The organism is Bacillus sp. YBsi01 (genome assembly GCF_038406745.1).
Classification (GTDB): domain Bacteria; phylum Bacillota; class Bacilli; order Bacillales; family Bacillaceae; genus Bacillus; species Bacillus siamensis.
In genome coordinates, this window is sequence record NZ_CP151679.1 from 1,106,226 (window position 1) to 1,118,305 (window position 12,080).

13 protein-coding genes, 1 pseudogene and 1 riboswitch are annotated in these 12,080 nt (G+C 44.2%); of the genes and pseudogenes, 6 read left to right on the forward strand and 8 right to left on the reverse strand.

Annotated features, from left to right (window positions below; translation table 11 throughout):
* Positions 1-8: 8 nt before the first annotated feature.
* The 3 genes from proC to AADZ70_RS05350 all read right to left on the reverse strand — a co-directional run bounded on the left by proC (position 9) and on the right by AADZ70_RS05350 (position 2,401).
* Positions 9-857, reverse strand: coding sequence for a pyrroline-5-carboxylate reductase (proC, locus tag AADZ70_RS05340; RefSeq protein WP_342007839.1), 849 nt, complete (start codon positions 855-857; stop codon positions 9-11).
* A gap of 176 nt (positions 858-1,033) precedes the next feature.
* The gene (gene rtp / locus AADZ70_RS05345; RefSeq protein WP_045926195.1) at positions 1,034-1,402 is read right to left on the reverse strand and encodes a replication termination protein; all 369 of its coding nucleotides are present in this window, start codon (positions 1,400-1,402) and stop codon (positions 1,034-1,036) included.
* Between the two features lie 282 nt (positions 1,403-1,684).
* Positions 1,685-2,401 carry a 3-ketoacyl-ACP reductase gene (locus AADZ70_RS05350; protein WP_016936569.1) on the reverse strand — a complete coding sequence of 239 codons (717 nt, stop codon included), beginning with the start codon at positions 2,399-2,401 and terminating at the stop codon, positions 1,685-1,687.
* Positions 2,402-2,530: 129 nt separating this feature from the next.
* On the opposite strand from AADZ70_RS05350, the gene AADZ70_RS05355 reads away from it, so the two are divergent.
* Positions 2,531-2,836 carry a DUF948 domain-containing protein gene (locus tag AADZ70_RS05355; protein ID WP_269774971.1) on the forward strand — a complete coding sequence of 102 codons (306 nt, stop codon included), beginning with the start codon at positions 2,531-2,533 and terminating at the stop codon, positions 2,834-2,836.
* 64 nt (positions 2,837-2,900) lie between these two features.
* Positions 2,901-3,662 carry a hypothetical protein gene (locus AADZ70_RS05360; RefSeq protein WP_342007840.1) on the forward strand — a complete coding sequence of 254 codons (762 nt, stop codon included), beginning with the start codon at positions 2,901-2,903 and terminating at the stop codon, positions 3,660-3,662.
* A gap of 30 nt (positions 3,663-3,692) precedes the next feature.
* On the opposite strand, the gene AADZ70_RS05365 is transcribed toward AADZ70_RS05360, so the two are convergent.
* The 3 genes and pseudogenes from AADZ70_RS05365 to AADZ70_RS05375 form a co-directional block, all read right to left on the reverse strand.
* Positions 3,693-4,940, reverse strand: coding sequence for an RbtT/DalT/CsbX family MFS transporter (locus AADZ70_RS05365; protein WP_342007841.1), 1,248 nt, complete (start codon positions 4,938-4,940; stop codon positions 3,693-3,695).
* 47 nt (positions 4,941-4,987) lie between these two features.
* Positions 4,988-6,451 (reverse strand): FGGY family carbohydrate kinase, encoded by a 1,464-nt coding sequence (locus AADZ70_RS05370; RefSeq protein WP_095241650.1) that lies wholly within the window; start codon positions 6,449-6,451, stop codon positions 4,988-4,990.
* Positions 6,444-7,471, reverse strand: a pseudogene (locus AADZ70_RS05375) (2-hydroxyacid dehydrogenase). Before AADZ70_RS05375 ends, AADZ70_RS05370 begins: the two are co-directional and overlap by 8 nt.
* 120 nt (positions 7,472-7,591) lie before the next feature.
* A riboswitch (SAM riboswitch) is annotated at positions 7,592-7,684 on the reverse strand.
* Between the two features lie 146 nt (positions 7,685-7,830).
* Between AADZ70_RS05375 and AADZ70_RS05380 the strand changes: the two are divergent.
* Both AADZ70_RS05380 and AADZ70_RS05385 read left to right on the forward strand, forming a co-directional pair.
* Positions 7,831-9,885 (forward strand): molybdopterin oxidoreductase family protein, encoded by a 2,055-nt coding sequence (locus AADZ70_RS05380; RefSeq protein WP_342007842.1) that lies wholly within the window; start codon positions 7,831-7,833, stop codon positions 9,883-9,885.
* Positions 9,886-9,968: 83 nt separating this feature from the next.
* On the forward strand, positions 9,969-10,253 hold the full coding sequence (locus AADZ70_RS05385) for a hypothetical protein (RefSeq protein WP_016936576.1): 285 nt from the start codon (positions 9,969-9,971) through the stop codon (positions 10,251-10,253).
* A 45-nt stretch (positions 10,254-10,298) separates the two neighbouring features.
* On the opposite strand, the gene AADZ70_RS05390 is transcribed toward AADZ70_RS05385, so the two are convergent.
* The gene (locus AADZ70_RS05390; RefSeq protein WP_045926188.1) at positions 10,299-10,523 is read right to left on the reverse strand and encodes a hypothetical protein; all 225 of its coding nucleotides are present in this window, start codon (positions 10,521-10,523) and stop codon (positions 10,299-10,301) included.
* A gap of 195 nt (positions 10,524-10,718) precedes the next feature.
* Here AADZ70_RS05390 and AADZ70_RS05395 point away from each other — a divergent pair, with 195 nt between their 5' ends.
* Positions 10,719-11,297 carry a MarR family transcriptional regulator gene (locus tag AADZ70_RS05395; protein WP_342007843.1) on the forward strand — a complete coding sequence of 193 codons (579 nt, stop codon included), beginning with the start codon at positions 10,719-10,721 and terminating at the stop codon, positions 11,295-11,297.
* On the forward strand, positions 11,290-11,580 hold the full coding sequence (locus tag AADZ70_RS05400) for a hypothetical protein (RefSeq protein WP_342007844.1): 291 nt from the start codon (positions 11,290-11,292) through the stop codon (positions 11,578-11,580). Before AADZ70_RS05395 ends, AADZ70_RS05400 begins: the two co-directional genes overlap by 8 nt.
* A 31-nt stretch (positions 11,581-11,611) precedes the next feature.
* Here AADZ70_RS05400 and yobK read toward each other — a convergent pair whose 3' ends face one another.
* A complete protein-coding gene (yobK, locus tag AADZ70_RS05405; protein WP_099745013.1) occupies positions 11,612-12,070 on the reverse strand; it encodes a type VII secretion system immunity protein YobK in 459 nt (152 codons plus the stop codon).
* Between the last annotated feature and the right edge of the window lie 10 nt (positions 12,071-12,080).

Genomic DNA, 12,080 nt, shown 5'->3' on the forward strand with positions numbered 1-12,080 from the left:
TTTTTATTTTATAGTGCTGCTGTTTTTTCAATTGTTTTGCTGATCTCAATAGAACGTTCGGTCGCATGTTTAATGGCTTTGGCAATGGCTTCCCCGCCGCCTTCAGACCTGAGCGCATCAAGGCCGGCTTCTGTCGTGCCGTTTGGAGAGGTGATGTTTTCTCGAAGCACATCCGGTTTTTCCCCCGTCTCCATCAGCATTTTTGCTGCGCCTAATAATGTTTGCGCGCCGATTTTGCGGGACAGTTGTTTATCTAAGCCGGCTTCTTCACCTGCTTTTTCGATAAACTCCATTAAATAATAAAAGTACGCCGGTCCGCTGCCTGCGATGCCGGTGAAAATGTCCATCTGATCTTCCTTGATCACATATACTTCACCGAGACATTCCAGAAGGGATACCGCAGTTTGTGCTGAACTTTGAGAGACATGGTCTCCGAAAGCCGCAGCTGTTGCCGATTCGCCGATCATGCTGGATGTGTTCGGCATGACTCTTACAACCGGCTGATTCTCATGTAATGATTGCTGTATAAATGAGGTTGTTATGCCTGCCAAGACAGACAGGATGATTTGATGAGGTTGAATACGCCGTTTCAGCGTCTCCAGAGCGATTTCAGCATCCTTCGGTTTCATAGCTAAAATAAAGACATCAATGTCTTCGGTTTTCATGCTGTCAAAAGCTGTGCCTTGAATTCCGTATTGATGTTCCAATTCAGCGAGTCGCTCTGTATTTTGGCGGTTTGTCACGCAGATGTTTTGATTGGGAATTTTTTTTGCGCGGACCATGCCTGATATCATTCCTTCAGCCATTGATCCTGCTCCTATAAAAGCAACTTTCTTTTGATCTAAGATCGGTAACATCTCCCTTGTTCGTATTTTGTTCGCATTTTTCACACGTTTTTTATGTTATCACGTCAGGAGTCAATGTCAAGTTTGAAGGTTTTATTGATATGTATTGTTCCCTGTCTGCTATTATGTATAATGAATCACAGAACACACCGCCTGAGCCCGGGCGGCGGGGTGTGTTCCGGACAGATTTAAAAATTATCTGACAGGGCTTTTTCTATCAGCTTTTTGCAGCGGTCAAGCTCTGTCTTAAGCTGTTTTTTGTAAAGCTTCGCAGCTTCATAGTCTTTAAATTGATAGAGAACGACTTCCTGGAGTTTGGCTCCTTCTTTTTTGACCTTTACCTGTTTTAAGATCCCGTCATCCAAGAGTTCGTGGAGTGACCGGTATACCTCAGTATGATTCGGCTTAAAACCGATGGGTTTAAATTCGGAGCGCAGCACCTCGAGAAGCTTCAGTCCGTAAAGCCGTTCCTGCTCTGTCATTGTAATCAGGTAAAGCTTTAAAAAAGCCCTTTGTTTCACTAAAAAACCGGTTGAACTTCTTTTTTCTTCTTTCAATATGTGCACACCCTTCCATATAACAAATTATTCCATGTACTAAATATTCTCTTTATATTCCGTTTCCCCTTTTATTGTGCGAACAGTTTAATTTGTATTTATTTGTTTTTTAGAGCGGCGGGAAAAAATATAATTGAACATTTGGTACATAGTTTATTTAGTTTAATTATAACTGATATCGGTTTCTTTTTCATTCCTTTTTTTCGCACAAATCCTTTATATCTGCTCATTCAGTTTTAAGGAAACAAAAAAAGACCTGTCTAAAAAGACAGATCCCGTTTTTTAAGGATTGGTTGACCATAAACCGGCAGTTTTGATGAAAATGCGCGGATGTAATTTCAATTGAGCAACCATATATTCTGCAAGATCCTCAGGCTGCATGACTTTTTCCGGATTGCCGTCTGTCAGATTTAATTCAATTGACATATCGCTGGCAACCGTGCTCGGAGTCATTGCGCTGACACGGATATTGTGTTTTCTCACTTCCTGCATGAGAGATTCAGTCAAACCGAGAACGGCAAATTTCGAAGCGCTGTACGCACTTGTCGCCGCGGCGCCTCTTTGGCCGGCCGTAGAGGAAATATTAATGATATCTCCTGATTTTCTCTCAATCATTTCAGGAAGAACGGCGCGTGTCACATGGTACACACCCATTACATTAACTTGAATGATGTCTTCCCACTCTTCTGGCGTAAGATCTAAAAATCCGCCGAATTTGCTGATTCCGGCATTGTTAATCAGGATGTCAATCTCACCGAGATCTTCTTTAATAGAAGCGACGGCTTGTTCGACCTCTTTTTGGCTTTTCACATCGGCAGCAGCGAATGATGCCTTTACACCAAGGGCTTCCACTTCTTCTGCAACCTTTTTCACATTTGCTTCAGTGCGGCCGATTAAACCGATATTGACTCCTTCTTTCGCTAAAGCAATAGCGGCGGCGCGGCCGATTCCTCTGCCCGCACCCGTGATAAGAGCCGTTTTGTTCTGTATATTTTCCACGTCTTTCACCCTTTCTGAATGTCCTTATGTACGATTTCACATTATAAGCAGAAAAAAAACAATTAGCAAATAAAATGATTCATCAATCTCTATAAAGGGTATCAACTGAAAAAAAGGAGTGAAAAGCAGATGATTATTATTTTGTATATCAGTGCTGCCGTTGCGGCTGCCGCATTGGTTTATTTAGCCGTATCAGCCGTGCGTTTTAAAAGAAACACAGCGCCTGATATAAAGAAGATTAACGCCACGGCAGCGTCCATGCAGACGTCCGTTGAAGAAATCAAAACAGAAACCCGTCTGTTATCACAAAAGCAGAAAGAACTGCAGGAAGACTTTCTCACTAAAAAAACAGCCGTGCAAACGACGGCTGCCGAAGCAAAAGGAACGCCTCATGTCCTGAAGATGCTCTGGAACGCCGGTAAAAGCGATTTATGAGCCTGCATGTCATCCGTCGTTTTTGCTGACACTAATAGAATGAGCGGGTTCAAGGAGGCATAATATGATTTGCAATCGTGAGCGGCTTGCACATTTTTTACGCCAGCTTAAAGCATTATCATCTTCGGGAGGATTTACAAAATCGGATTTGCTGAATCCGGAGTTCCATTTAGCAAAGGACGGAGATCTGGATATGTATTATTCGCCTCATAATGAGTATATCAACCCACATGCTGCAGTTGTCATTTCCGGAATTACACCCGGTTTTTTTCAGATGCAGCGGGCTTACAAAGCAGCGGCACAGCTTTTAAAAAACGGCGAATCTCTTGAGGTGGTAGCATATGAGACAAAAAAAGCGGCCGGGCTTTCCGGTTCCATGAGGCAACACATGATCGAAATGCTTAATGAATGCGGTCTGCCGGCCGCGCTCCGAGTTGAGAATTCATCCTGTTTATTTGGTTCAAAACGGGAGCTGCTTCATACGACATCCGTTATCAAACACCCTGTTTTTTATAAACAGAAAAACTATACGGGACATCAGCCGCTAATCAGCAGGTCAGCTCTTCTCAGCCGTTATGCGCTGAAATATTTTCCGGACGAAATAGAAATGATGAAAAAGGACATTCTGCTTATCCCTCTCGGTAAAGCAGCAGAATCCGCCTGCCGCATGCTGAAGAAGAACGGGAGGATGAATCATGCGGTCATTTTGGAAGGCTTCCCGCATCCGTCCGGCGCAAACGGACATCGTTTCAAACAATTTCACGAAAACAAACAATCGTTACGTGAACAAATTCAGCGCTTTGCCGAGTTTCTTCAGAAGCTGTAAAAAACGCCCCGAGCCTTCGGGGCGTTTTTGTTAAGAAGCATATTCAGGCAATGATTTATCTTGTTTTGCCGTTTTCTCTTCAGGTATTTTGATTTGATTTGTCAGGATTGCACTTACGAAATAGAGCGCCGCGAAAATCCATACTACGCCTTGTGCGCCGACAAGCCCGATAAACGCCCAGGCAAGCGCGGGGCCGACAAATGCCGACAGGCCCGCGGCCAGATTTAATACAGACATGGCAGCACCTTTATCGCTGCCGGCCGCCGTCGGCACGATAGCTCCGATCGGAACGAATCCGGCCAGAAGCCCTCCCCAAATAAAGCCGACAATGCTGACGAAAAGCAAGTTCCCATGTGATACAACAGGAGCATAATATAATAAAAGGGTAAAAATGCCGCAGCCCGCTCCCCCGAACCACATGACAGTCTTTTTCCAGCCGAACGCATCGCCGACTGCACCGAAGATTAAGTTAAAGACGATATTGCCGAGAAAGATCGTTCCCCAAATCTGCAGCCATACATTTGTAGAAATACCGTGCTGCGCCATATGCATTGGGAGAAATACCGGAAATCCGTATGTTCCGATGCTGTTGATGATCCGAACAATCCCCCCTGAAAGAACACGCGGATTTTCAGCAAGGATGGTGATTCCTTTCAGTAATTCCTGCACCTTTTCCTGTTTACTTGCTTTTTTCTTTTCAAAGCGGTCCCTATTTAAAATCAAAGCAAAAAAAGCGCCGAGGCATACCCAAAAAATCGAACTCCACAGCGTATTCAAATAGCCGAAAGATTTGATGGCCCAGCTTGAATACCAGGCGCCGAATACAAACATCCCGCAGCAATAAGCAATCCAGAACCAGCCGACCGCCGTACTGAGCTTGCTTTTCGGCGACCGGTAGATCACCCATGTCAAAAATGAATAGGCAAACAGCGGGTAGCCCAGCCCTTTAATAAAATACGTGACATACATAACCGGCAAATTTAGATTTTCAAATCCGTATGCGATAAACGCGGCTGTTCCGATAACGTAAAACAACAGCCCCATAAACATCGTCCGCTTTGCGCCGAAGGCTTCGAGACAGACGCCTGAAAACCAAGACGCCACAGCGAGAGAAATACCGTAAACCGTAAACAAGGATGCTGATTGCTGTACTGTCAAGCCGTTTTCAACTAAAAACGGGCTGAGCCAGCCTTGTTCAAGGCCGTCCCCCATCATAAACAGCACGACCCCTAAAAATCCCCAGGCAAGCTGTTTCGGAATTCCTATTTTATTAAGCATTTTTGTTCCTCCTCAGCAATCTTTCATGTTGTCATCTCATCCCCAAGTCAGGCTTTCACCGCTGGCTGAAAATGCGCAAATAATTTTTGCGTATGTTTCCATTCTTCATATAGGAAGAGATCCGTCTGATCCGATTCCGGTTCAATTAGCTTTGTGCGGTTCGAAAGTTCTTCTTTCACACCGAGAGCTTCGTTGCAGATCATCGCCGCCCCCATTACGGATGCCTGGCTGAAGCCTTCTCTCTTATAAATCTTCTTTTGCAGAAGGTTAGCAAGAAACTGTGTCAACGCAGCACTTTGGAAACCCCCGCCGCACACCTTCACATTTTGGGAAAAGGAAGTCACTTCTATTAACGCCTCATAGTTCCATTTGATTGAAAAAGCGATTTCCATCAGAGCGGCTTTGACAAAATGCGCTCGGCTTAAACTTTGGGATAGCGGGGCATCAAAAATAAATCCGCCTTTTGCGAGTGCGTTTTTTTCAGGCGATAAATAGGAGCCTAACGCAGAAACACACGCTTGATCATGTTTCGGCAGACTGGCGATTTCCCGTTCCATGACGCCGTAGGATTCATTCGGATAAAAAATGGATTTTAATTTTTGATAATTGAGTCCTGTTACACCCGGATTAGTTTCAAGAAGCCATTGACCTTCTTCTGTATGGCAATTCAGCCATGCATTCTCTAAACTTTCGGTTCCGGGCTCCGCTGTTATCTTTGTAATCGGCGTCGTCGTGCCGGATACGATGACGATATCTCCCGGCTTTGCATCTGCACTTTTAATGGCAAGCTGTGTGTCTCCCCCGCCTGCAATCACAGGCACTCTTTCAGAAAGACCGAGAACAGCCGCTTTTTTAAACGTTAACATTCCGACAACCGTCCCAGATCGGACGAGTGAAGGAAGAATGGCAGAAGGCACCCCGAAGATGCTGCATAACTTCTCTGACCACGCCTTTTCCCTTACGTCAAACAGCAGTGTTTCAGCGGCCTGTGACGGTTCATAGCTTAAAATTCCGCTCAGCTCAAATGTCACCCAGTCACTGATGCTTGTGATGTACTTCACTTCTTTCCATAATGACGGCTGTCTTTTTTTTAACCCGACAAGTTTCATGGCGGAAAATAAAGCGCTCGGAAGGCGTCCGGCGCGCTGATGCACTTCTTCTTTTAACTCGATCTCTCCCTCCCATTCGCGCCCTCTATTATCAATGTTGGGCAGACCGAGAAACGCCTTTTTATCTTTATTAATCAGAACAATTCCCTGCCTCTGGCTTGTTGAGGTGATTCCGATTAATGTAATATGAGGGCTTTTAGCAATAGCCTTTTTTGCCATAGCGCTGATTTGCATCCATAATCTTTCCGGCGAGAAATAACGGCCGTCCGGATAAAGCGGATCCGTCACATATTCAATGTCTTCCCTTTCCAGTGCGGTCACGTCGCCGCCGGCAGTCACAACCGCGACTCGCGCATTCCCCGTCCCGATGTCAAATACAAGGTAGCCTTTTTGTTCAGCCATTACAGCCTCCTCCTTCTTCTATCCTTCCATCTCAAGTTCTCTTTTGTTATAAAGTTCACGTATTGAGCAGAGCTGATCTTTTTTCCATTTAAAAAGCGCCTCATTTAAAATCCTCACATGATGATCCTCCACCTCAAATGTTGCGCCCGCTAAATGGGGAGTCGCGAACACATTCGGCAGTGAGATCAATTCATAATCAGAAGATTCAGGCGGTTCCTGATAAAACACGTCAAGGATCGCTCCTTTAATCCTCCGTTCTTTCAGCACCCGCAGCAGCTCTTTTCCGTCTGTAACCGCCGCTCTTGATGTATTGACAAAAACAGCTTCTTGCTTCATCAATTGAAAATGCCGGGCGCCGATTAGGCCGATGGTTTCTTCGGTGCGCGGCAAATGAACGGAGACAATATCACTTTCAGAAAATACCCGTTCAATCGTCGTTTTTTCATACTCCCGGTTCTCATGATTGACAAAGGGGTCATAGTACAGCACCTTGCAGTCAAAAGCCGACAACAGCCGGGCGATTCTCTGTCCTACAGCTCCGAAACCGATAAGGCCGACTGTTTTCCCCGTCAGCTCATTTCCCCTGAATTTGACGTAAGCCTGCAAATAATCACCATTCCACTTCCCGGCCTTCAGCCATTGATGAGAAGAATACGTGTGGCGCAAAAACGAAATGACATTTCCGATAAACATTTCAGCAACAGCCTGGGCATTGCGGGCCGGTGTAAAGAAGACAGGAATTTTTCTTTTAGTCGCCGCCGTGATATCCACATTAGACGGCATCCCTCTGCAGACGCCGATAAAAGCGGAATCCGGCAATATATCAATCACTCGCTCTGATACCTCATCAAGTTCGGTAATAAGCCCCGACGCGTTTGTCTCTTGAATCATCCGGATTAATTCATCTTCCCGATAGGCCCGGCCGTGCTTCTTCCACGGCAGGTGCACAGTCCGCCCGAACAGATCTGTCAGCTCCTTCAGCCCCTCGTCGTGATATGGTGCGGTAATTAAAACCGTCATGGTGCAAAACATCCTTTTCACATAAATTTTTCACAAAAAAATCTCTTTCCCCGAAGAAGGAAAGAGATTCATATACCGTCTTTATCCGCTTGAAGCGCACAAATATGTATAGACCATTCTTTCCTATCTTTCAAGCATACGCTTGCTGGAATTGGCACAATAAATGTTGCCGAGGTTTCATAGGGCCAGTCCCTCCACCTCTCTTGATAGAAAATAAAATGATGAAATTGTCAGGCTTTTAAAAAGAATAAACTCATCATAGATAAGTCCTTCCGTGATGTCAATACTTTTTTTCTGAATTGACGATCTATTTCGAAATGTTATAATGCTTACAATATAAAAAAAGAGGAGAAATGGCTATGAATTCTGCTGCAAAACAGCCAAACGGCGTCTTTAAATCGGTGTGCTCACTGGACTGTCCCGATCAATGCGGCTTACTTGTGACAAAAAAAGACGGAAAAATCGTTAACATTCAGGGAGACCCGGATCACCCGGTCACATCAGGGAATATTTGCAACAAAGTCAGACACATGGCTGAGCGCATTTATGATGAAAAACGTTTAACCGTCCCGTTAAAACGGATCGGCGAAAAAGGCAAAGCTGTGTTTGCGCCTATTTCATGGGACGAAGCAATCAATACGATCAGTGCGCGCTGGAAAGAGCTTATTGCCGAAGAAGGAGCGGAAAGCATTCTCCCGTACAGCTTTTACGGCAATATGGGAAAACTGGCGGCAGAGGGAATGGACCGCCGTTTTTTCTACCGACTCGGGGCGAGCCAGCTCGAACGGACGATCTGCAGCAAAGCCGGATCGGAGGGCTATAACTATACAATGGGAGAAGGCACAGGTACTGATCCGGAAGAGACCATACATGCAAAGCTCTTTATTTTCTGGGGAATCAATGCCGTCAGCACGAATATGCATCAGGTCATGATTGCTCAAAAAGCCCGGAAAAAAGGAGCTAAAATTGTCGTTATCGATGTACATAAGAACCAAACAGGCCGGCTTGCCGATTGGTTTATTCCCATTCGCCCCGGCACAGATGCCGCACTCGCTCTCGGTATCATGCATGTTTTATTTGCCGAGAACCTTCACGATGAAGCATTTCTCACAGAGTACACCGAAGGCAGTGAAGAATTAAAAGCGCATGTCAAACAGTATGATCCTGAAACGGTTTCTGTTATAACAGGCGTTAAAGCAGACGATATCAGACGACTTGCGAGAATGTACGGCGAAACCTCCCCTTCCCTTATCAGGATCGGAAACGGCATTCAGCACCATGACAATGGCGGAATGATCGTCCGCACCGTCGCCTGCCTTCCGGCTGTGACAGGACAGTGGCTCCGCACCGGGGGAGGCGCAATCAAGCACAACAGCGCGATATTAAACTATAACAGACAAGCGCTCCAGCGGCCTGATCTGCTTTATGGCAGGAAGCCAAGATCATTTAATATGAACAGACTCGGAAGCGTTCTTTTAGAAACAACACCGCCCGTACGCTCCTTGTTTATTTACGGAACCAATCCCGCGGTAGTTGCCCCGGAAGCGAATAAAGTCAGAAAAGGCCTGCAGCGGGAAGATTTATTTACAGTCGTTCACGATCTGTTTTTAACGGAAACCGCCAAATATGCGGATATCGTGCTCCCTGCTTCATCCGCCTTTGAAAACACGGATTTTTACACGTCTTACTGGCATCATTTTATTCAGCTGCAAAAACCGGTGATCGAACCATATGGGGACAGCAAATCGAATACGGAAGTGTTCCGTTTGCTTGCCGGGGCGATGGGCTTTACCGAGCAGGAGCTTCAGGATTCCGATGAAGAATTAATCAGACAGGCGCTGGACTTTCCCGCCAATCCGTATATCGAGGATATTGATTACGATTCGCTTTCATCCCATTCTTTCATGAGAGCCAATCGAAAAAAACCGCTTTTTCCTGGCAAGCTCAAGACGCCGAGCGGAAAAATTGAGTTATATTCTGAAAAGATGAAACAGGACGGTTATCCGGCGCTGCCGACACACATCCCTCTTGAGAGCGATGATGATTTCCCGCTGTTATTTGTCCCGGGACCGAATCATAACTTTTTAAACTCGACATTTTCGAATAATGAAAAACACGTAAAACTGGAAAAAGCGCCAAAGCTTTTTATTCATACAAAAGATGCTGAGCGCCGGAACATCGAAGACGGGGAAATCGTGAGAATATGGAACAACCGCGGCGAATGTGAATTGACAGCTTCAGTCGGCGAACAAGTGCTTCCCGGCGTTGCAGTCAGCCAAGGTCTTTGGGCTGACGCGGATGATAAAAAACAGCTGGTCAATTCACTCACTCCCGATCGGCTTGCAGATATGGGCGGAGGCGCTGTTTTCTTCTCCGGAAAGGTACAGGTGGAAAAGATCGGAAAGCAAAAATAGGCTCCCCCGCTCTTACTGAAAGTGAATCCTTTCGGCGGATTTGACCGTATAAAACATAATAACTTTTATTGGAGGTTTGCTGTATGGATATCATTACCGGCATTGGCATCGCTTTAGCCGGATATTTCATAGGAGACGGATTAAAAAACTTTAAATCACCTGATCCTCATGAGCACACTGACCAGATTCTCATCAAAGAAAAAGATCTTCACTTCTACATTGGCTATTATTTAGGAGTGACTAAGGAAGAAGCAAAACAAATCGTGCCTGACACTTCCGATATTCCGCATATCACCAGAAACGGAAAGCGGTATGTACAGAAAACTGCATTACGAGAATGGCTGACTGCCATGCTGGAAAAAGAATAACAGCTGCCGTGAATAGCGGGAAGAGAGTTCTCCTCTTCCCGTTCATTAAGATTTGCCGCCCTGCCTCTCTTCAACCCCAAACATACGACAGATATCGTTCTTACTTAACGAAACATCCCCTTCTTTGGACTTCAAATAAAACCCTTTCGTATATAACCGTATGACTTCCTCATATGCAAGCTCATGACGAAGGAGCGCCATTAAACGCCCGTCTTTTTCATCCTGTTTATTGAACCATTCATACTGTTCTGACCAGTTCACTTTCTGCATACCAAACACCTTCTCGCTTTGGATTAATGCCCTTTTCGCATTTATTATACTTATTTCACCTTTTGAAAACACTCCGACTGCCTGTGACATTTGTAAAACAGCCGTACCCCCTTTTAGTCACCATGTTGACTTATTTCCCATTTCGAGGTATGTTGTAATTGTCAACATGGTGACAATTTAGATTGGAGATCACTTATGGATATTAATTTACTAATGAAAGAACTGCATTTTATGCAACAAAGTTACACATCACTGTTTTCGGTCGTCAATAAGGTGCAAACTCGCGGAGACGAATACTTAGAAATGTTGACTTCCCGACAGCACATGACTCTTATTGCTATTGCCCATTTACCGACGGAAGATACCACACTTATGAATATCGCTAAAAAGCTGGGCACAACAAAACAAACCGCTAACAAATTAATTTCAAGCCTTGCGAAAAAAGGATATGTTCACACTGTGCCAAGCAAACTGGATAAACGTGCAATCAATATTGAGATTACCCCTGAAGGAACAAAAGCGTTAATTTCCTGTTCAGAAAAATCCACCTATTTTTTAGCGGATATGTTTCATGAATTCACAACTGAAGAAGTTGAAACATTCTGGAGGCTATTGCAAAAACTTTATCGTTTTGATGGTGAGGAACAGGATGGTTTTGAAGAAAAAGCACATTTGAAAGTTGAAGACCAGGCTCAATTCATCTCAGATGGCTATGAAGAAAAAATCATGGCTGAATTTTCAAAACGGCGATACGGGAGTGCAGACGATGAATAATATGCTTTATCGAAAAGTAAAAGAGGCAGAGAATAAGATAAAGGAAAAAAGCTATGAGCAGAAAAATAAAACTGCTCAATTTATTTCTCATGCCAAATATAAAATTCATAGCAAACGCAAACTGGACCGAGCCGGCAATTATATATCAATTGCCATTGGATTCTTTATCCTAACTGCCTCGTGGCTGACCGAAACACAATGGCTGCTTTGGATAGGTGCGGCGAGTATTTTGAGCAATGCCTGTTTGCTCATTATGAATCCTGTTAAAAAATTAAAAACCTGAAAAAAGCTCTCTAAAAGAGAGCTTTCTTTTATTAATCGTCCCAGTCTTCATCTTCTTCCCAGTCATCTTTCGCTTCCTTAATCTTATTATAAAAAAATTCAATAAAGCTTTCTGCAACAGTATCTTGATAACCAATTACCCTATCCCATTCAACTACAGGACATTCTCCGTCTTTCATTTTATTCGTATCTAGACAGTAAGCAAAGTAATCAACATCTTCAATAACCACAAGTCCATCAGTAAGGCTATAGTGTTCTTTATATTCATTAGTTCTATTTACAACTGATGCATGATCAAAGTTGTAGCCTAAAACTAAAACACCGAATAAACCGCCAGCACCGTATTTTTCTAAAAACCATTTATAACTAATAGGAAGTTGGCATTGAAGTTTTTCTTCAATGCGAGTTATGTTTTCATGGCTTGCACCCTCTGTGAATATAGCATTTTGTTTGTTTTCATTAATAAAGTTTTCAACCTTCGAATAAATCATTTAATTTAAA